The following is a 20,882-nucleotide window of genomic DNA, read 5'->3' on the forward strand; positions in this document are numbered from 1 at the left end:
TTTTTTCATATGGCATCTGAAAAAGCTGCCCCGCAAGGACAGCTTTTCTCAACGTTTTTTCTTGAATCGAGGCATTATCCTCTTGATGTAGACCTTGTACACGACGTCAAGGTTGAAGTCATAGAGCAGGAATATCACGTTGCATAATACCAGAAGCGCTATCGCTCCGTACTTGCCAAAGTCGTTCATGTCTTCGATCATCTGCTTGATACCAAAGATGTAAACTGTCACGTAGAAAAAGCTCAGCGCACACGAGTTGAACACTGTCTGCTTCAGTATCAGCCGTATTAAGCCGAAACGTATTTTTTGCAGGAAGAATCTCAGCATAGGATAGTGTCCGAACAGCATTATAAACAGGAGCGCAGCCTCCTTGTCCGCGGTGATGAACAGCGACAGCAGGCTCACTGCGACGTATGTCAGCATAGCCCAGCTTATGCTGACCTCCTCCACGATGATGAGCAGCATAACTCCCGCAATGAGCGGCAGAACGATATACAGGGGCGTAATTATTCCCGCGAGGAACATCGTCACGAGACACAGCGCCGATACTATCCCTCCAAGGGCTACCCTGTAGCTCTTATCCTTCATTTGTCACAGCCTTTTCGGTGCCGTCGGCAGTCTTCTTACTGTGCTGTATACCATATACTACAGCGGAGAGCAGCTTGTGCGGAGCAAAGCGCGAAGCGAATACAGCTGCCCTTACGCCAAGACCTGGGATAGCAATGAGCTGACGGTCGAATGCCTTCCTCAGCGCGAATTCAGCCGCGTAGTCAGGAGTTATCGGCTTTACACTGAAGCTCACGCCGGCGCGGTTGTTGAAGTTGGTATCTACAGGTCCGGGGCAGAGCACCGTAATGCTGACGTTGGACTTGTCGCGGCGGAGCTCCTCCGCTATCGCAAGACTGAGCCTTACCACGTAGTTCTTGGATGCATAGTAAGATGAGAGCAGCGGCCCCGTCATGAAGCCTGCGGACGAGGCTACATTGAGTATGATGCCGCGGTCGCGTTCCTTGAAGTCGCGCAGGAAGAGCTTTGTCAGTATGTGTACCGCGACGATGTTTACGTCTATCATATTCAGCTCGTCGTCGAGGTCTGTCTTGTCGAACCTGCCGAATATACCATAGCCTGCGTTGTTCACGAGCATATCCACGTCTTTGTCCTTGGCAAATTCATAAACCTTGAATACATCTTCGCGCTTTGATAGGTCGGCAACAATCGTCTCTGCACTCCCGAGCTCTGACTTCAGCTGCTCGAGTGCCGCCTCGTTTCTGCCCGTGAGTATGAGCTCCCAGCCGCGTCTGCCGAGCTTGCGTGCCATACTCATACCGATTCCTGATGTTGCGCCTGTTATCAATGCTTTCATTTTTGTTACCTCATTTCTATCATGCTTAGCTTTTCGCTGTTTATTGAATCTATACCGAGCAGGAAAAGTGTCTGCTCGCATTCGTTAGGGTCTGTGAACTCCTCGAGCGGTCTGTCGGCATACTCGGGGAAAAATACCGTTATCTCGCTGTAATGCTGCGTCAGGAACGGCACAAAGCACGCCGCACACTCACTTCCTATCAGAAGAAGACGGCGTTGGTTGTTTACGTCAGTGTGTACCCGCACGAGGGGTTCTCTCTCGCCGAGGTAGAGCCTGTACATATCGTCGGAACCGAGCGCAGAGACATCATATAGCGAGCACTCGTGCTCCGAGCCGTCATTTCCGATACTTACGCACTCCGTGACCTGCGCACCGTCGGCGTACTCGTAAATGTCAAGCATATCGGGCTCGTTTTTCATATAGAGCGTCCTTCTGTAGAGGTCGCCGCAGTATTCATCCGTGACGTGACGTATCGTATACTTGTCATACGATACGGGCTGAGAACCGAGCTTCTGTACGACCGTTCTGTACAGGCAGTATGCGCCGTACATCGTCCACTTGCTGTCGCTGCGGAGGTATATGCGGTCGTCGCTCAGCATTTTCATAAGATTGTATGCGTCAACACGTCTGATATCGCTGCTGAGCTGCTCGTAAAGGTGCTCAGTCTTCTGTTTCTCGGTCACGCGAGAAAGATGAGCGGGAAGCACGTCGCCGTAAACTCCCGCAGATGTAGGAACGGCGACGAAATAAACAGTACCGTCATAGCTCTCGGCGAACGAATTGATGACAGCCGAGCTATCCTCAGCGTCCTCGCGCTCGGAGATATCGGCAGCGATAAGGCGGTCATCAGCGATATATACGCCGTTCACGATATCACCGCTTATCTTCGAGTCGATACGAGAACCGACAGAACGCCAAGTATCACTGAATGCGAAGTGCTGAGCAGCAAACGTGCTGAATTCCCTTCCCCAGCTGCCTCCTGTTGTATTATCCCACGTAAACTCGGGAATAACCGCTTTATCGTTCGGTGCAAATGAAGCGGCTCCGAAGAATATGATGAATACGCTCACTGCAAGGGCTGTGAGCTTGCTTGTTATGTTATTCATTTTCCGCCCCCCTATAGCCTCATGAGCAGCATCTCGGAGCTGCCTGACGACGAGATAAGAGCCGTACACACCGCCAGAAGCACAACCATCACTACAGGAGTCAGTGCGGAGAATACCTTCCTCAGCAACACCCTGCGTGAGCGGAGCAGCATATTCCTGAACAGGTCGGTCGAGGCATACATCGTCACGAGCAATACAACGAGATACGACTTGAGAAGATAAAGTGTCAGCGTGTCCGTAAGAAGACGATTCCCGCCTATCATTGCGAAAAGATACCCGAAAGCGTCCGAGACAGTATCGCTTGCAATGAACACGGAGAATACGGTCACGAGCAGAAATGTGTAGATTATACCTGTAGCTTTCAGCATACGAGACTTTCTGAGTCTGCCCTCGACTACTATCGCCGTGCCCATAAGAGCTCCCCAAATCGCACCGCTGACGGTGAAGGAGTACCAGCAGCCTGCTGCTGTCCACGCTCCTATGAAGATGAGCTTGCTTATGTAACGGCTCTTCATCTGTGAGGCAAATGGCTTGGTAATGTAGTTTCTGAACCAGTGTATTACCTGAACGTGCCACTTCGCTGCAAAGTAGCGTATCCTGCTGCTGAACATCGGGTAATTGAAGCTTTGCGGGAACCTGTATCCGAAGCAGTATCCGATGCCTGCCCCCATATCAGACACGCCTGAAAGCGTAAAGTAAAGGCAAAGGATATAGGCAGTTATCCCCAGCCATGCAGTCACTGCCGACATCTCACCCGTATCGTAGGCAGCTGCCGCGATGTACAGCGCGTAGAGAGTGTCTGCGGCAAGCACTTTCTTTGCCAATCCCTTGATGAAGAGGGTCAGTCCCTTTCCGAGCTCGTTTGCGCCTGTTCTGCGGCTGTTCATAATGCGAGTGAACACATCATAGCGGAGAACAGGTCCCATGAGGAGCCTCGGGAACATCATTATATACAGCGAATATCGGACGATGCTCTTTTCGGAGCTGACCCGTCCGTTGTACACGTCGATGAGATAGCCGAGTGCCGAGAGCGTGAACAGTGATATGCCTACGGGGAAAAAGCCCTCATGCAGTCTTAACATTGAGTATACCGCTGAGAAGCGTTCCGTGCGGAAAGCAAACAAAGCGAAGATATCGAACACCATACCGAACGCAAACGGGATAAAACAAGCTATCGCATTCTTTTTTCGCAGGACGTCTGTCAGACGTAAGACAGTGTAATTGACGAGGATATATGCTGCGATAAAAAGAAGGTATTCCACTCCGAAAAATGAACAGAATATCACGCTCAGGAGGAACATTGCGCCTTCCTTGAGCTTCTTCGGCGTTATATGATACAGTATCAGCGAAACGGGAAGGAATCCGTATATGAAAAGGAGGCTGCTATATTCCATTTTCTTCCTCCTTTAGCTCATCTACCTTTTCGGCGAGCTCTGATGCAGTCATCATCGTATTGAGCACCTCGGTAAGAGCGGCAGCCGACAAGAGCGAAGGCAAGCCGAGCTTCTTCTGAAGACGTTTGCGGAGCTCGCTGCTGTTGCTCCCGCCGCTCAGCCCGAGCTCATACAGCGTCAGCTTCGTAATATCGGGCGGAGCTGTGCGCTCTCCTGCTGTGATACCCGCTTTCTCGAATGCGGCAAGCAGCGTAGCGGTGTCTATTCCCTCGACGCCGAGCTTGCCCTCCGCCGATGGCTTGACCTTTCGTTTTTCTTTGCCGAACACATCGGGGATGTAGACGTTCTTAACGCTCCCGTTCTTTATTGCACCCTTGATATAGCCGCGTATACGACGACCCGCACTATCGGAATCGGTGAGGATGATAACGCCCGTCTTTTCGGCATAATAGCGGATAAGTCCGAGCTTTTCCTCGTCCTTGAATATGCCGAAGCCGCCCGTTACGATTATCACTGCGTCAACTATCGAGCACAGCTTTATCTTGTCGTACTTGCCCTCGACGATAATAGCCTCGTTAATCTTTATCATCGCTTCCTCCCCTGCGTTTGCAGAGTGAGCATACGCACTATCGCCTGTTCAATCGCTACTCGGGGGTCGACAGGCGATGAATTGAGTTTTACGTTAGTGTCGCGCAGGATAATGAGGCAGGCGCGCAGTCTTTCAAGTCCGAACTTTCCCGAATCACGGTAGGCGTTCTTCATTGCAAAACGGCGGCTGCCGTACTTGAAATCATCAGCAGCCGTATCCATGGGGATACCCGCCCGCTTCGCGCATTCGGCACGGTACATATCAAGGAAGACGCTCGTTATCGCGTAGAGCACCGCTCCCCTGTTGTCGTTGTCAAGATTGAGCTGCTGAACGGCTTCAAATGCAGCTTTTGAGTTCTTTGCCGCAACGGCGTTCGCGAGAGTATATATTGTCGTATCGTTCTGCTCATGGACAAGCTCGTCGAGCATATCACGCGTTATCTCATTCCCGTCCGCATAGGCGCAGAGCTTCTCGACTTCCCCTGTTATCGTCAGCTCGTCGCAGAGGCACATCTCCGCAAGTTCCTTGGCATTGTCTGCGGATATCATCCCGCCTCTTGCCGCTACCTTATCTACGATGAGACGCGAGAGCTCGACAGACGTCTTCAGCGCCGATTCAACGACAGTACCGTTCTTCTGCACAAAGTCAGCGAGCTTCTTGTTCTTGTCGGTGATGATAGTCTCACCTGAACGGAAATCGCGGCGCGTTCCGACCTCGAAGCCCGTGACGTTGAAAATCACAACTGTGTAGTCAGGGATATCCTTTATCGCCTCAAGAAGCGGCTTGTTATAGCTGTCGGCGGTCCTGCCGCGCATATCTTCCACAGGCTTCTCGCAGTTGTAATCGTTGATGAGTATGCAGTTGTAGTCCGACATCATCGGCGCCATCTGCACCATATCATACAGCTCTGATATATCGAGCTCACTGCCTTTTAGCTTAGTGAGTGCGATATCGGCATTCTCTCCGAGTGCCTCCTTTATTATGAGGCCCGTAGCCTTTTCAACGCCTGTAACATCAGCGCCGAATATATAGTAGACTCTGCTGAGCCCGTCCTTTTTAAGAGCTGCTGTAAGCCCTTTTACATCTGTTTTCGGCATTACAGCCTCCTTATCTTATAGTCTCCGCCGCGGGAACAGGATATCTCAAAGCTGTTACCCGTCAGCAGTTCGTCGTCTTTATCATCGGATAAGCCACGCTCGGGGACTCCTGATGCGTGCCTGCCATAGTAAACGGTCACGCCGCCGCTGCCCGGGGTCGGTCGGAACGACATCTCCATGCCGCTGTACGAGACAAACAGCTCACCGTCGGAGTATGCCAGCTCGCAGCCGCCGCTCTCAAAAGTCAGCGGCTCTTCGGCTGTCTGCGCATCACCGCAGTATACCTTCGTACTGCCTGTAACTATGCTCGTATACGACGGGAATAATCCCAGTTCCTTTTCATAGGCCGAATAGCATGACTGCACATTCTTAGTCAGCAGGACCGTATCCGCTGCGGATATGCCGTTGACCGTCAAATATCTGCGGACGTACTCAGCCGAGCGGTAGTGACCGCTAAGGTCGACTATGTCCGTGTGTCCGCCGTGAGTTATCACGACAGCAGCACTGCTCCCCGAACCAAGGACTGCCGCACGGAAGGCTCTCCTGCGGACTATTCCCGCAGCGGAAGAAGTCACGGAGAAGAGCACGACTGCACACACGGTCATTACCGCAAGCAAATGCCTGTCCCTGCGGAAGAGGTGAACTCCGATGATGACACCCGCAGATATCAGTAGCAGTCCGCTGAGGAGCCCCATATCATCGGAAGTGTAGAATATCGGGACAGAGGCTATGCCGTCCGATATCAGCAGTATGAGCTTTATTATCCCTGCTGATATCGGAAGTACGGGCAGCAGACCAAATGTCAGCAAGTGCAGAAGCCCAAGCACCATTGCCGCCGTACACATGGGCAGAAGAAGAATGTTCGCGAAAGGCGAGATGAGTGAGGTCTCGTCGAAATAGTACATACACAGCGGGAATACGCTCAGTGTAGTGCATATCGAAGTGACAAGGGCTGTCATAAGCCTTTGAACAGCAGTTTCGCGCTCCATTTCCTTTGTCATATACGGCGCAAAGACAGCTATACCCGCTGTACCCGCTATCGAGAGCATAAAGCCCGAATTGTACACGCAGTACGGGTCGGCAATGCTGAGTATCAGAACCGCGACCGCGATCGAATTGAGAGGATCGCTCTGCCTGCGGAACAGGCGTGCCGAGTACATGATATCCAGCATTATCGCAGCTCTCAGTGCAGATATCGGGTAATTTGCAAGAGCAATCAGCAGCAGTATCAACACATTCACGACCGCGAAAGAAAGAAATCTGTTCACACGCAGCCTGTTCAACAAAAGCATTATCAGTCCCGCGATGATAGATACGTGAAGTCCCGATACAGCGAGGACGTGACCGATACCTGTCCTGTACAAAGCCGAGCGTGTATTTCCGTCGAGGTACCGCTTCTCGCCGAAAATCATCCCCGCGAGGAAGGCTCCGCAGTCGTCGCCCATTACGGTTCGGAACTCCGCGACCATGCTCTCACGGTAATCCCTGCGAAGTCGGCGGAACATAAAGCCGTCCCTGTGCTGAACTGTGATGTCCTTCACCTTAGGAGCATCCAGCGCGATGTGTCGGGACTTATATACGGTCTCGGCGTCGAAGAGGTAGTCGCTCTCAGGCTTGACAAAGGTACACTCCCCGATACAAACGGTGTCACCGAGGTCTGCACCTATGTCGGACGTGAAAAGCCTTATCCTCATGAGCCGACCGCTTCCTGAGCGTCCGTACAGGGTGTATGCTACGCGATCGCCGTCATATATGTCGGCATCCTCGACCTCACCGACATAGCTGTCGGTTTGTCCGCTGTAAAGCTGTGCGGGGGTGAAAACGGCATAGCTGTAAAAAAGGTTCATAAACACGCCAAAGGCGAAAAATCCGCCGATGACTGTATAGTCGACCGTTTTAAATCCCCTTCGCCTGCCGTACAGTACCGCGAGCACCCCCGCAGCAGTATACATCAGTAAGCCTTTCGCGTCCATAAAAAATGAAGCGAAAAACAATCCCGACAAATATGCTGCTGCCGCTCCGATAATTTTCCGCTTCATATGTTTTATTTAAAGAAAAGAGGCAGCTTTTCGAGGAATACTATGTCAGCTCTGTCTGCGGCGTCGCCCTCTGCAAGGACTGCCGACTTTGCAGCAATATCACCGCCCGCAGCCTCGGTCAGCCTCTCGAGCGCCGTAAGCGACTCGCCCGTACTGATAACATCATCGACGATGAGCACGCGCTTTCCGCGAAGCATGGCTGCCTTTTCGGCCGAGAGATAGAGCGTCTGCTCTGCGGCTGTGGTTATAGACTTCACTTTTACGGATATCGGTTCGGTCATGTAGAGCTTCACCGACTTCCTCGCCACCACATACGGCTTGCCGCTCTGACGAGCCATTTCGTATCCGAGCGGTATGCCCTTCGACTCTGCTGTAAGTATCACATCGAAGTCGGGGCATTTTTTGAGCAGCTCCGCAGCGGAAGCAACTGTGAGCTCCACGTCCGAAAACATAACAAATGCCGCTATATCGAGCTTGTCGTTGAGCGGGCATATCGGAAGCTCGCGTTCCAGCCCCGCTATAGTCATCTTGTAGGTCGCAGCCATGGCGTCCTCCTTATTCGGTCTTGCCGAGGGACTCGGGCCCCCAGCCCATTTTCACTCCCGCGAGCATATGGAAGTGCATATGTTTAACGGTCTGACCTGCGTCGTCGCCGCAGTTATTGATTATGCGGTAGCTCTCAATGCCCTCAGCCTTCGCTATCTTGGCAGCAGCCTCAAACACTTTTGCAACGAGCGAGGAGTTCTCCTCAGTGATATCATTAGCGCTCGCGATGTGAGCCTTGGGGATTATGAGGTAATGTACGGGAGCTATGGGAGCTATGTCCTTAAAGCTGTAAACGTACTCGTCTTCGTAAACCTTTGTGCTGGGTATCTCTCCGTCGATTATCTTGCAGAATAAGCAGTCCATAATAATACTCCTTTACTTTATGATGCCTGAAACAACGCTCTCGAACTGTGCAAGAGCCTCGTCGATCTTGCTGATGTCGCCGGCACCTGCCATAGCTCCGTCGGGCTTGCCGCCGCCCTTGCCGCCTGTAACGGTAGCTATCTCGCGGACGATAGTACCTGCGTTTCCGCCCTTTGCAACAGCTTCCTTGGTGCATACGCAGTAGAAGGTGCCCTTCTCTCCGATCGTACCTGCAAAGAGAGCTATAACAGCTTCGTTCCTGTCCTTGACACTGTCGCCGAGTTTGCGGAGCGCATCGGGAGCTGTTCCGTCAAGACGTGCTGAAACGAGCTTAACTCCGCCGACTTCCTTGGCATTGTCAAAGAGTGAGGCAGTCTTTGCGTTGGCTATCTGCTGATTGAGGCTCTCGAGCTTCTTGTCCTTCTCCTTGAGCTCGGAGGCAACTGCCGCACACTTCTCTGGGAGCTCGCTTACATTTGCAAGCTTGAGTGCCTTTGCAGAGCGTGCGATAGTCTCCTTGAAGTCATTGAGCAGAGCAAGCACTCCCAGACCTGTTACAGCCTCTATACGTCTTACACCTGCTGCGACCGAGCTCTCGGAAACTATCTTGAACAGCCCGATCTGTGATGTATTTGAAATATGAGTACCGCCGCAGAACTCGACTGAATTGTCAGCAGTCACTACTCTTACGGTATCGCCGTACTTCTCGCCGAAGAGAGCCATAGCACCGAGCTTCTTTGCCTCTTCGATAGGCATTTCCTTCATAGTTACCGGAACAGCCTTCATTATTTCGGCATTTACGAGCTCTTCTACCTTTGCTATCTCCTCTGTCGTCATAGCGGAGAAGTGGTTGAAGTCGAAGCGGCAGGCGTTCTCGTTTACAAGCTGACCAGCCTGATGAACGTGGTCACCGAGCACCTGACGGAGAGCAAACTGAAGAAGGTGAGCTGTGGTATGATTGCGCATAATAGCCCATCTGCGTTCTCTGTCGATAGCGGCTGTTACCTTGTCGCCCTTGCTGAGCGTGCCCTGCTCGACAGTGGCAACGTGGAGGAAGTGACCCTCGCTCTTTATCGTATCAGCTACGGAGGCGATATTCTCGCCGCTCCTGATAGAGCCTGTATCACCGACCTGTCCGCCGCTCTCTGCATAGAACGGAGTAACGTCGAGCACGATGACAACGTCGTCGCCCTCATTTGCGAAATCGACCTCCGCACCGTCCTTATAGATAGCAAGTATCTCCGCACTCTCTGCCTCGAAGTCGGTATATCCCGTGAATACGGTCTTGGGAGCGTCGACCTTGATGCTGTTGTCAGCCCATGACGAGCCTGCCTTTGCGGCATGGTCAGCCTTGGCGCGAGCTCTCTGCTCCTTTGCGAGCTCGGTGAAGCGGTCGCGGTCAACAGTGAGCCCCTTCTCCTCGCATATCTCCTCGGTAAGGTCTATCGGGAAACCGTATGTATCGGAGAGCTTGAATGCATCGTCACCAGAGAGGACAGTCTTGCCCTCTGCCGCGAGTGCCTCGGTGAAGCCATTGAGCATCTCTGTGCCCTTGTCGATGGTCTTGGCAAAAGCCTCTTCCTCGACACCGATTATCTTCTTGATGTAGTCGCGCTTCTCGGCGAGCTCGGGATAAGCAGATGCGTTCTCATTTATAACAGTGTCGCACACCTCACAGAGGAAGGGCTTGGTTATACCAAGAAGTCTTCCGTGACGTGCAGCGCGTCTGAGAAGACGGCGCAGAACGTAGCCGCGGCCCTCGTTTGAGGGCATGATACCGTCGCCTACCATGAATGTAGTGCTTCTGATGTGGTCGGTGATAACGCGGAGCGAAACGTCGGTCTTGTGATCCTTCTTGTACTCAACGCCTGCGATGCGCGAAATGTGCTTCATTATGTTCTGAACGGTGTCTACCTCAAAGATATTGTCAACGTTCTGCATAACGCACGCAAGACGCTCAAGTCCCATACCCGTGTCGATATTCTTGTTCTTCATCTCGGCGTAGTGCCCCTCGCCGTCGCTGTCGAACTGGCTGAATACGAGGTTCCATATCTCTATGACGCGATCGCAGTCGCTCGCCTGCTCGAAGTTCTCGAACGGACCGTAAGCCTCGCCGCGGTCGAAATGGATCTCAGAGCAGGGTCCGCACGGACCTGAGCCGTGCTCCCAGAAGTTGTCCTTCTTGCCGAGACGGATTATTCTCTCATGAGGGATACCGATGTTGTTCTCCCATATCTGCTCAGCCTCATCGTCGCTTTCATATATAGTTATCCAGAGGCGGTCTGCCGGTATCTCGAGTACCTTTGTGAGGAACTCCCACGCCCATGCGATAGCCTCGGGCTTGAAGTAGTCGCCGAAGGAGAAGTTGCCGAGCATCTCGAAGTATGTGCCGTGGCGAGCCGTCTTGCCGACGCTCTCGATATCGGGAGTTCTTATACACTTCTGGCAGGTAGTCACTCTCACATTCGGAGGTGTAGCCTGTCCGAGGAAGAACTTCTTCAGAGGAGCCATACCCGAGTTGATGAGCAGGAGGCTCTTGTCGCCCTGCGGCACAAGAGAAGCGCTCGCCATTCTCGTATGGTTCTTGCTCTCGAAGAACGAAAGATACTTTTCACGTAAGTCGTTAAGACCTGTCCACTGCATGATGATTACTCCTTTTATAAATGTTTTACGGGACAAAATATAAAAGCCCCGCCGCCAAATGGGACGAAGGCTCTCGTGGTACCACCCAAATTCAAAGGAGCATACTGCCCCTTCCTCATAGTTCTTTAACGCAGAAATACGCCGCAGTTTCCCGCGGAGGCTCGGGGTAAGCACCTGCCCTGCGCCTGAAAGCTCGCACCTGCCGCTTTCTCTCTGAAAGGCGCGCCAAAGCAGTCAATCCCGTCGACGCCATACACATATATTATATATCCGCGGGCATGAAAAGTCAAGAGCTTTTTCGTTTTTTTCGCTCAAATCAGCAAAAGCACCCGCCTAAGCAGGTGCTTTGTCTCATTCTTCGTGGAGCTTTGCTTTCGTAAGAGGAAGGTCGGCAGCCTTTTCCATAAGGTAAAGAGCATCTATATCATTTGATGTCGTATATGCCATCCAAAAAGACGGTACATGCTTACCTTCATCCCCAAAATTCGGGAAATCTAAATATGCGTAATATGCTTTATAATAAATCGTTATATCACCATAACAATTGAATGTGCCTGTTCGACAAAGAGCGGGAAATCCTAAAAACTCCACTTCGGTACTGGAATCCACTGCAACTTTTGAAAAATCTCCGTTTGTATCTTGTTTACATTTACGATGCATAAAAGGCTGCATAGTAAAAAGTAATTCTTCAGGCAATTCATCAAGCGTGTGCCCTTGTGACACATCCTGTAATTTTTCATCAAAGTGGAAATCCATTCCATAATACACCGGAGCACTCTCTGAACCACCGGTCAGACAAATCATACCGGTTCTATCAATTATATCATCAACTTCCCATCCCTTGGGAAACGGCATATCAATACCATTCCAGTTATGATACTCCCCCACTTCCAAAGAAACCGATGATTCTGTCTCTTGAGTATTCTCTTCCTGTTTTGCTTCCGTCTCCTGCTGAGCTGCCGCTGTTGTCGCAGGGGCGTCATTCTTGCTGCTCTCGGACGAGCCCGCGGTGCTTCCGCAGCCTGTGAGCATAACAGCCGCCATGCAAATTGCAAATATTCCCTTTTTCATTGTGATTATACTCCTTATTCAGCGGTATTACAATAATTACCGACATTATTTATTTCATTATAGTATAAAATCGAAGTAAAGTCAAGCGTGAATTTGTCACTATCTGTGCAAATGCCGAAAAACGTGGATTTTCCGCCATGTATAACCTGACAAAAATATAACTTGCTTTGACAGAAAAATAACATAAAAACTATTAGCTTGCTGTCCGAAATTTATAGATTTTTGCGGAAAATGCAAATAAACTGCAAAAAATTCATTGCAATGCTTGATTTTTAGGATCTGTTGTGCTATATTATGGTTGTACGAGGGGGAATCCCCCGAAACATGGATAAATGAAAAGGAGAATGATTATGAAAAAGTCAATTTCTATCATCGCTGCAGTTATGGCAGCTTCACTCACTCTCGCAGGCTCAATGAGCGCGTTCGCTGCAGAAGAGGAGCCCACAACTCAGGCTTCCACTGAGGCTTCGACAGAAGCGTCCACAGAGGCTGCAACAGAGGCTGAGTCCTCTATCAAGATTGCTGACATCGTCGGCAAGTGGAAGTATCAGGTAGCTGACGGCAACACTTCCGTTGATAAGGCTGCCAAGGACAACGGCGTTGTAGAGATAAAGGACGACAGCACCTTCTCTTACACAGACGCTGAGGGCAAGACTTCTACAGGTACAGTAAAGATAGGCACTGAGACTATCGAGAGCACTGTAGCTGATACTGTTAAATTCTACGTTGGCGATGAGTTAAGCTTCGGCGGCTACTATCACAGCGATTCAAAGGAAATTTCTATCGGCAACGGCGGTACTGCTCGTCTCGTAGCTGACAACGGTGAGACTGAGACAACTACTACCGAGGCTACAACTACTGAGGGCACTACAACTTCCACAACAACAACTACTACAGCTACAACTACTGCTTCTTCAACTACTGCTAAGGCTACAACAGCCGCAAATTCTCCCAAGACAGGCGTTGCATTCCCCGCTATCGCTATCGCAGGCGTCGGCGCAGCAGTTGCTACTGCATTCGTTCTCAGAAAGAAAGAGGACTAATTAACCGATAATTCTTAGAAAGCGGCACCTTTACGGTGCCGCTTTTTCGTTTATTATGCCGTCTGCTATCTCTGCGAATATCGGGGCTGCCGCATCGTTGCCGTAGCCGCCGTCCTCGACCAGAACAGTCACCGCATACGTAGGCGAACTCGACGGCAAAAAGCCTGTTATCCACGCATGACATAACTCCTCTCCGTCATCGCCGAAGCGTCCCGTTTGAGCGGTGGAGGTCTTTGCTCCCACGCGGATATACTGCGGACGCGCCTTGGAAGCGTCATTGAGGTAGACAGCCTCTATCATCATCTTTCGCAGCTCCGCGGCAGTTTCTGCACTCATTACCCGCGAACGCCGCGGAGGCTTCTCATTCCCGACGCTCTCGCCGTCGACCGTGATCCCGCGCATTATTGACAGCATTGGCAGCTCACCTCCGTTCGCTATCGCGCAGGTGAGAGCGTTCACCTGCAAAGGCGTGGCTGTAAGCCTGCCCTGTCCGAACGAGAAATTCGCGAGCTCAGCGGGGATAAGAAGTTCTTCACGCGTTGGCAGGACTCCCGCAGATGCCGTCATTCCGGCGCAGAGGTATATCTCCTTCCCAAAGCCTAACTCAGATGCGAGTGAACGGTACTTCTGCGTATCGAGAAGCTGACTGAGTGCTATGAAGTAGGTATTGCAGGAATTAGTCATCGCCTCCGACATCATCTGCACACCGTGGCCGTCATACTTGTGACAGCGGAATACCTGCCCGCCGACGTCGATACTGCCCGTACACTCATAAACATAGCCCCCGAGCCCCTCATTCAGTCCCTCGCAGGCGGTTACGAGCTTGAACGCCGAACCAACGCTGTATGAGTAGAGCGCACGATTAATGAGAGGGCTTCGCTCGTCCGTGAGAGCCGCACCGATGTCATCAACACTGAACCCAGGAAAGCTCGCGAGGGCTAAGATCTCACCTGTATCCACGTCAGTGACGACTATCGCGCCTTTGTCGATACTTCGTCCTGCCCGCTCACAAATTCGCTGAATACGGGAGTCGATCGTAGTCACAACACCCGTTTCCTGCTTTGTGCTGCGGATGACATCCTTGCCTGCTCCTATGAGGATATTGCCGAATCCGTCAGTCGAGTATGTTACGCTGTTCTCCATATTGCCACCGCGCAGTATCCTGTCATATGCATACTCTATCCCCGTAGCCCCCCTGCCCTCCGAGAGATATCCGACAACGTGAGGAGCAGTCATATTTCTGCTGCATCGGACAGGTACTTCAAAAAAGGTCACCCCCGCAGTGTCCTCGCCTCGCCGCACACACCGAAACGCGAATGGTTTGCCCGAGGAATACCTCTCACTGAGGTCGGACTTGTCCGCGGCGTAGTCGTACAGCTCGTCGAGCGTAACTGCTGAGGGCACAGCTACAGCGACAACGGAGCTCTCCGCATTTGTGAGAGGAACGAAATTGCGGTCGTATACCGTTCCTTGCGTGTCGCCCGCGTTTATTGTAATGAATGAGCTTTCCTCTGCGGTGCGGACGTGCTCGCGCTCCTGTGAAAGGCGCATATAGTTACAGACTATCACAGTGAACATCAGGAAAAAAGCCGCTGTAAGAATAAGAATGCCGCGCTCGGAGCGTCTGCGCATAAAAATCACCTCATACAGATTATGCCCGTATGAGGTGATCATATTCTTATTCCAAAACTATAGTGAACGGTCCGTCGTTAACGAGCTCAACCTTCATATCTGCGCCGAATATGCCTGTCTCGACGTGCTTGCCCTTGCTTCGGCAGTAATCCGCGAAGTAATTGTAAAGACGCTCCGCCTCATCGGGCTTGCCCGCCTGTATAAAGTTCGGACGGTTGCCCTTGCGGCAGTCGGCATAGAGCGTGAACTGCGAAACTATGAGAAGTTCCCCTCCCACATCCGATAGTGAAAGGTTTATCTTGCCATTCTCGTCCGAGAATATGCGCAGATTTATCAGCTTGTCAGCAAGTCTGCGGCAGTCGTCCTCGGTGTCACCCTGTCCGACACCGAGCAGTACGAGATAACCCGTACCTATGCTCCCCGTGACTCTGCCGTCAACGGTCACGCTCGCGGAAGTAACTCTCTGTAATACTATACGCATGGCTTACTTCCTTACGATGTCCATCTCAAACGGCTGGAGTTCAAGCTTGTCCTTACCCATCGAGGATATCATACTGTACATCGGCTTCGGGAGCGGTATTGTCTTGGGCTTATCCGTGTTGTTGAAGAAGCAGATGTATTCGTCTCTGCCGTTAGTGCGGGTAGTGACCTCAATTCCGTGCGGAAGCCCCTTGAGCTTCGGCACACCCGTCTGCATCATAAGGTTGGAAGCAAAGCTCTCATAGAAATCCGACTTGCATACAGTGCCGACGTAATACGCTACACCGTTGCAGTACCTGTTCATCGTCACCGCAGGAATGCACCTGTAGTAGCCCTCATTGTACTCGGCATAAGCCTTCGCTGTCGTAGGCTGGAGAAGGTCGCACCACTGCGAACACCTGAACTCATTGCCCGCGAAGTCGCGTATTACCTGCATATCATTTCCTATCGGGTCATACTCGGTTATTTCCGCACCGATGAGCTCCTTGAACACGGTCGGAAGCGTGTCCATAATGCAGTTGTTGTGCTCGTCCTTGACTCCGCTCCTCGTCGTGAGTACAAGAGTACCGCCGTTGATGACATAGCGGTAGAGGTTCTCGGTGACAGACTTTCTGTTCACGTAGAGCGACGGAGCGATAACGAGCTTGTAGCCCGAGATATCGGTATCAGGCGATACAACGTCGATATTCGCGCCATAGTGAGTGAATGCGGCATGGAAAGCCTTGAGCTGCTCCAGATAGTGGAAACCTTCTACCTGCGGCTGTATCTTGAAAGCCTCGTCGGTCTCGGGCGAGTATAGAATCGCGATGTCGGAGATTATCTCAGTATTGTCGAGAATGCTGAGCTGTGAGACGCTCTTGCAGAGCTCCGAGAACTCAACAAATCTGCGGTTGGGGACATTGCTGTGGTCGAGTATCCCGTGCCAGTGCATCTCCGCGCCTGTAGTTGCAGTTCGCCAGCGGAAGTGCAGCACTGTATCCGCTCCGTGAGCAAAAGCCTGCAAAGCGTAGCCTTTTATCTGTCCGGGACGCGGCGCAGGCGACATCGGCATCCAACATCCCGTAGGTCCGCTGAGCTGCTCCATGACCCAGAAGTGCTTTTCCTTGACGCCTCGCATGAGGTCGAGGTGGAAGGCGTGCGAGTAATACTCGTTCGGGTCAACGGGTATACGTATCGGCGGATAGTTGTCGTAGGAGACGAAGTCCATGAGGTCGAAGAGCTTGTAAAAATCGGGAGTGTTCTCACAGAACCACGTATTTGTAGTTACGGGTATCTTCGTATCTTCGAGCCTTATCGTCATCATGAGGTCTTTGAGATAACCTGCAACGCTGTCGTTGCAGAAGCGGTACCAGTCAAGACACAGCGCGGGATTCTGCCATGCCTTCGGGTAAGCGTTCGGAGGCATTATCTGCTCAAAGGAGCTGTATTCGCCGCTCCATACGCTCGTACCGAATGCCTTGTTCACGCCGTCGAGGTCATTGTACTTATCTTTGAGCCAGTCGCGGAACTGTGCCTTGCAGACATCGCAGGTGCAGCTGTAAGCTTCGAGCTCGTTATCTATCTGCCACGCAGCCACTGCGGGATTGCCCGAATAATGACGTATCATCTGCTCGGTTATACGTTTTGCATAGAAGCGCAGAGTGGGATTGTTGATACAGCGGTGAGCGCGTATACCCGTCTGGATGCGCTTGCCGTCGATCCCGACACGTACTATCTCGGGGTGAGCCTCATACAGCCAAAGCGGAGGACAGTTGGTAGGTGTGCAGAGCACCGTACCTATCGCATAGCGCGAGAATATCCTGATAACGTCGTCGAGCCATGTAAAGTCGAACTCGCCGTCGCGGGGTTCGAGCTTCGACCATGCAAATTCGGCAACTCGAATGAGCTTGACTCCTGTTCTCGCCATAGTCTCGGCGTCCTTTTCCCACATATCTCTATCCCACTGTTCGGGGTAGTAATCAACACCAATTTTCATGATGTCCCTCCTGTTAAATCAAATATTATATCGGATTATCTGACAATTTCCCATGAACCAGCCCGCGAACTGCTCAGCAGTCATATCATTGAAATAGGTCTCGATGATACGGCATACTCCACCGTGGCTGACTATCAGCACATTTCTGCCGTTGTACTCAGCGATGATGTCGTCGAGTGCAGAGTAGACCCTGTGTGCGAGCTGCATGACAGACTCGCCTGTTTTCCCCATTCTTACGCCGAAATCGAGTTTAGTTTCTGCAAATCCCTCGGTATAGCGAGACTTGCCCTCGAACTCTCCGTAATCCCACTCACGCAGCCGCTCATCGGTGACGATCCGAAGTCCGCACCGCTCGGCAACCGCGCTCGCGGTGGTCTGAGCCCTCAGCAACGGAGAGGCAATGATAATGTCCACATCCCCGAGCTTTTCGACCTCCTCCGCAAGTCCCCGTGCCTGCGCAAGACCTGTCTCATTAAGCGGCAGGTCTGTCGTACCGAGAATGATGTCAAGCCTGTTGTATTCCGTCTGACCGTGGCGGGTGGAGTAGATCTTCATATTTCCGCCGCCCTTCTTATCTCAGCCTCGGCGTTCTCGAGCATGAGAGCGCTGGGCTGGTCGCCGCCCATAATACGTGCGATTTCGGCTATCCTTCCGTCGAGTTCAAGATGTGTCACACTTGTCTCGGTGCGGTCGCCGACGACGTTCTTTTCGATCATGAGGTGGTCGTCCGCCATGACCGCTATCTGCGACAGATGCGTCACGCAGATGACCTGTCTGACCTTGCCTATCTGACGGAGCTTTATGCCTATTTTTTGCGCCGCCTTGCCGCTGACTCCCGTATCTATCTCGTCGAATATCATCGTCGGGATGCTGTCCTTGTCGGCGATGACACTTTTGAGCGCAAGCATTATACGCGAGAGCTCGCCCCCCGAAGCTATCTTCGATATCGGCTTTGGCTCCTCGCCCTTGTTTGCAGAAATTAGGAACTCTGCGCTGTCCATGCCGTTGACCGTCAGCTTGCCTTTTTCGTGGCGGACTTTGATGATGACGCCCTCCATATTGAGGAACGAGAGCTCCGCAGTCACGCGCTCCGTGAAGCGAGCCGCGACCTCCTCGCGGTAGTTGTACAATGCCTTCGCCTGTTCTGTAACTTCGTGCAGGAGCTGTTCGCGCTCCCTGACAAGCTCGGCTATCTCGTCGCCGCAGCCGTCAAGTGCGGACATCTCTGCGCAAGCATCATCGTAGAGCTTGACGAGCCCTTCGCAGTCGGTCGCGTACTTTCGCTTGAGCTTGTTTATCACGCCGAGACGCTCGGCTGTCTCATCGAGGCGCTGCCCGTCGAGCTCTATCTTTCCTGCGGCGTGCTCGAGCTCGGAGGCAATGTCCGCAAGCTCTATCTCCGCCGCCGAGAGTCTCTCATAAAGCGGTGCAAGGCTCTTGTTGATCTCCGTAAAACCCGAGAGCTCACCCTCTGCGGAGGCAAGAAGCTCATTGGCAGCTCCCTCGCCTGTTATCGCCGATATTGCGTTATTTATGGCAATCATCGTCTTCTCGGAATCCTTGGCAGCCTGATACTCTCGCTCAAGTTCATCGTCCTCGCCCGCGGTGAGTCCAAGCTCACCGATATCGTCGATGATCTCATTCAGTGTACGGCTGCGCTCAAGGCGTGACTGCTCCTTCTTCTTCAGTTCACCGAGTGTGCGCGCGGTCTGCTGAAGCTTGCGGAAGCTCGCTCTGTACGCCGAAAGCAGTGAGTTATCTCCGCCGAAGTCGTCGAGTATCTGCAAATGCCTCTCGCTGTCGAGCAGTATCTGATTATCATGCTGCCCATGAATATTTATCAGCAGCGAACCTATCTCCCTCAGCAGCCCCACGGAAGCGGTACGGTCGTTGATACGCGCTACGCTTCCGCCGTCGGAGCTTATCTCGCGCGTGACAGTTATCTCGTCATCATCGTGGTCGAATCCAAGCTCATCGAGCTTCGCCTCTACCTCCGCTGGTAGATGAGTGAACAGAGCTGTGATTATCGCCTTGTCGCATCCTGTGCGGACTATCTCCTTGCTGCTGCGCTGACCGAGCACGGCATTTATACCGTTGATAAGTATAGACTTTCCCGCGCCGGTCTCGCCGGTGAAGATATTCAGCCCGCCGCCGAGCGGTATGACCGCCTCTTTTATGACGGCAAGATTCTTGATATATAATTCCTTCAACATCTGAGTGCTACACTACCTTCCGGGGAAAACCTCGCTCTTGAATTTCTTGCACAGCTTCTTCGCGTCGGACTCTGTCCGAACAAGAATGAATATCGTATCGTCGCCCGCTATAGTTCCGACTATACCTTCATGGTTTACGGAGTCGATAGCGGCGCAGGTGCCCTGAGCCATTCCCGCGCGGCACTTCAGGACTATCGTATTCATAGCGTAGTCGACCGACACGACCGACTCCGAGAAAATGCTCTTCTCCGCAACTGCCGCCGCAGGGAGCGTGTACCTGTATATTCCGTTCTCGTCGCGCTGCTTCACGAGCGAGAGTTGTTGGATATCGCGTGAGAGGGTCGCCTGAGTGGTCTTTATCCCCTTCTCCGCGAGGTACTGTATCAGCATCTCTTGCGTAGTTACAGGCTTTTCACCTATTATTTCAAGTATGATATCATGTCTGCGGTTCTTCATAAAAATCTCCGTTATTGTCTATTTCAGAGGTCGGCAGAGCTTCCTGCACAATGATTCGTGGAAGGAGTTGCCGATGAGGTCAACGAATCTCAGCGTATTTCGTCCGCGCATTATCTCTATGGATTCACCGTCGCCGAGCTGTTTTTTTATCTCACCGTCAACGCTTACCACCAACCTGTCGCTGGATGTTCTGTCCGTGAGCGTCAGCCTCCTGTCCTTGGAAAAAAGAGTCGCACGTGAAAAGAGTGAATGCGGACATATCAGCGTCATTTCGATGCATTCGAGGTCCGGCTCGATAACCGGTCCCCCTGCCGAAAGAGCATATGCAGTCGAGCCCGATGGGGTACTGAAGAGCACTCCGTCCGCGCGGTATCTGCCGATGAGATAGCCGTCCGAACAGACGTCAAAATCGCTTATCCTGAACCCTGCCGAGCGTGCTGAGACCTCATTCAGAGCCGTATAGGTATGGTCGCCGTCCTCGCCGTGAGTAACGACATCAATGGTCATGCGCTCGGAAACAGTGTACTCGCCTGTAGTTAGGAGAGCAAGCTTGTCGAGCTGGTCAGCCTCAAGTCCTGCCATGAAGCCGAGCGTACCGGTGTTTATTCCGAGCATTTTCGTATCCGTACCCATAAGATGCTTTGCACACCGAAGGATCGTACCGTCACCGCCGATAGCGATGACAATGTCGGCAGTGTGCGCGGATGTGCCAATGTCCTCGAAGGTGACGCGCTTGTCCTTGAAATCATCACGGAATTTACCGCTGACACAGACCTCAATACCCGCCCTGTCAAGGACATCGCAGGTCTCACGCGCACAGCTGAGCGCATTTTTCTTTTGAAAGTTCGGATACAGTACGGCTTTCATTTTTT

19 protein-coding genes are annotated in these 20,882 nt (G+C 52.2%); 1 reads left to right on the forward strand and 18 read right to left on the reverse strand.

Annotation, left to right across the window (positions count from 1 at the left end; translation table 11 throughout):
- Positions 1-48: 48 nt before the first annotated feature.
- The 11 genes from BMX22_RS02190 to BMX22_RS02240 form a co-directional block, all read right to left on the reverse strand.
- Positions 49-588, reverse strand: a complete 540-nt coding sequence (locus tag BMX22_RS02190; RefSeq protein ID WP_074740289.1) for a hypothetical protein — start codon at positions 586-588, stop codon at positions 49-51.
- Positions 578-1,363: an SDR family NAD(P)-dependent oxidoreductase gene (locus BMX22_RS02195; protein WP_074740290.1), complete on the reverse strand. Its 786-nt coding sequence runs from the start codon at positions 1,361-1,363 to the stop codon at positions 578-580. The genes BMX22_RS02190 and BMX22_RS02195 overlap by 11 nt, the downstream gene beginning before the upstream one ends.
- Before the next feature lie 5 nt (positions 1,364-1,368).
- The gene (locus BMX22_RS02200; protein ID WP_074740291.1) at positions 1,369-2,469 is read right to left on the reverse strand and encodes a DHHW family protein; all 1,101 of its coding nucleotides are present in this window, start codon (positions 2,467-2,469) and stop codon (positions 1,369-1,371) included.
- Positions 2,470-2,480: 11 nt separating this feature from the next.
- Positions 2,481-3,863, reverse strand: coding sequence for a hypothetical protein (locus BMX22_RS02205; protein ID WP_074740292.1), 1,383 nt, complete (start codon positions 3,861-3,863; stop codon positions 2,481-2,483).
- A complete protein-coding gene (locus BMX22_RS02210) occupies positions 3,853-4,452 on the reverse strand; it encodes a toprim domain-containing protein (protein ID WP_074740293.1) in 600 nt (199 codons plus the stop codon). Before BMX22_RS02210 ends, BMX22_RS02205 begins: the two co-directional genes overlap by 11 nt.
- Positions 4,449-5,549, reverse strand: coding sequence for a DNA polymerase III subunit delta (gene holA / locus BMX22_RS02215; protein WP_074740294.1), 1,101 nt, complete (start codon positions 5,547-5,549; stop codon positions 4,449-4,451). Before holA ends, BMX22_RS02210 begins: the two co-directional genes overlap by 4 nt.
- Positions 5,549-7,501: a ComEC/Rec2 family competence protein gene (locus BMX22_RS02220; RefSeq protein ID WP_207645871.1), complete on the reverse strand. Its 1,953-nt coding sequence runs from the start codon at positions 7,499-7,501 to the stop codon at positions 5,549-5,551. The genes holA and BMX22_RS02220 overlap by 1 nt, the downstream gene beginning before the upstream one ends.
- A 92-nt stretch (positions 7,502-7,593) precedes the next feature.
- On the reverse strand, positions 7,594-8,133 hold the full coding sequence (locus tag BMX22_RS02225; RefSeq protein WP_074740296.1) for a phosphoribosyltransferase family protein: 540 nt from the start codon (positions 8,131-8,133) through the stop codon (positions 7,594-7,596).
- Positions 8,134-8,143: 10 nt separating this feature from the next.
- Complete coding sequence (locus tag BMX22_RS02230) at positions 8,144-8,500, reverse strand: histidine triad nucleotide-binding protein (RefSeq protein WP_143055456.1); 357 nt, start codon at positions 8,498-8,500, stop codon at positions 8,144-8,146.
- Between the two features lie 9 nt (positions 8,501-8,509).
- Positions 8,510-11,140, reverse strand: coding sequence for an alanine--tRNA ligase (gene alaS, locus BMX22_RS02235; protein ID WP_074740297.1), 2,631 nt, complete (start codon positions 11,138-11,140; stop codon positions 8,510-8,512).
- 351 nt (positions 11,141-11,491) lie between these two features.
- Entirely contained in the window at positions 11,492-12,211 is a 720-nt protein-coding gene (locus tag BMX22_RS02240; protein WP_074740298.1) for a hypothetical protein, read from the reverse strand.
- A 350-nt stretch (positions 12,212-12,561) separates the two neighbouring features.
- Here BMX22_RS02240 and BMX22_RS02245 point away from each other — a divergent pair, with 350 nt between their 5' ends.
- Positions 12,562-13,254, forward strand: a complete 693-nt coding sequence (locus tag BMX22_RS02245) for an NPXTG-anchored protein (protein ID WP_074740299.1) — start codon at positions 12,562-12,564, stop codon at positions 13,252-13,254.
- 30 nt (positions 13,255-13,284) lie between these two features.
- Here the strand turns inward: BMX22_RS02245 and BMX22_RS02250 are convergent, their stop codons facing one another.
- The 7 genes from BMX22_RS02250 to BMX22_RS02280 are packed head-to-tail and all read right to left on the reverse strand — an operon-like array spanning position 13,285 to position 20,877.
- The gene (locus BMX22_RS02250; RefSeq protein ID WP_074740300.1) at positions 13,285-14,886 is read right to left on the reverse strand and encodes a peptidoglycan D,D-transpeptidase FtsI family protein; all 1,602 of its coding nucleotides are present in this window, start codon (positions 14,884-14,886) and stop codon (positions 13,285-13,287) included.
- Positions 14,887-14,932: 46 nt separating this feature from the next.
- On the reverse strand, positions 14,933-15,367 hold the full coding sequence (gene dtd / locus BMX22_RS02255) for a D-aminoacyl-tRNA deacylase (RefSeq protein WP_074740301.1): 435 nt from the start codon (positions 15,365-15,367) through the stop codon (positions 14,933-14,935).
- A gap of 3 nt (positions 15,368-15,370) precedes the next feature.
- Complete coding sequence (locus BMX22_RS02260; protein WP_074740302.1) at positions 15,371-17,341, reverse strand: beta-galactosidase; 1,971 nt, start codon at positions 17,339-17,341, stop codon at positions 15,371-15,373.
- An 18-nt stretch (positions 17,342-17,359) separates the two neighbouring features.
- Positions 17,360-17,896, reverse strand: a complete 537-nt coding sequence (locus BMX22_RS02265) for a histidine phosphatase family protein (RefSeq protein WP_074740303.1) — start codon at positions 17,894-17,896, stop codon at positions 17,360-17,362.
- Positions 17,893-19,554, reverse strand: a complete 1,662-nt coding sequence (gene recN / locus BMX22_RS02270; protein ID WP_074740304.1) for a DNA repair protein RecN — start codon at positions 19,552-19,554, stop codon at positions 17,893-17,895. Before recN ends, BMX22_RS02265 begins: the two co-directional genes overlap by 4 nt.
- A 12-nt stretch (positions 19,555-19,566) precedes the next feature.
- The gene (argR, locus tag BMX22_RS02275) at positions 19,567-20,010 is read right to left on the reverse strand and encodes an arginine repressor (RefSeq protein ID WP_074740305.1); all 444 of its coding nucleotides are present in this window, start codon (positions 20,008-20,010) and stop codon (positions 19,567-19,569) included.
- 18 nt (positions 20,011-20,028) lie between these two features.
- Complete coding sequence (locus BMX22_RS02280; RefSeq protein WP_074740306.1) at positions 20,029-20,877, reverse strand: NAD(+)/NADH kinase; 849 nt, start codon at positions 20,875-20,877, stop codon at positions 20,029-20,031.
- Positions 20,878-20,882 lie beyond the last annotated feature (5 nt).

The organism is Ruminococcus sp. YRD2003, from assembly GCA_900109435.1.
Classification (GTDB): Bacteria; Bacillota; Clostridia; order Oscillospirales; family Ruminococcaceae; genus Ruminococcus; species Ruminococcus flavefaciens_G.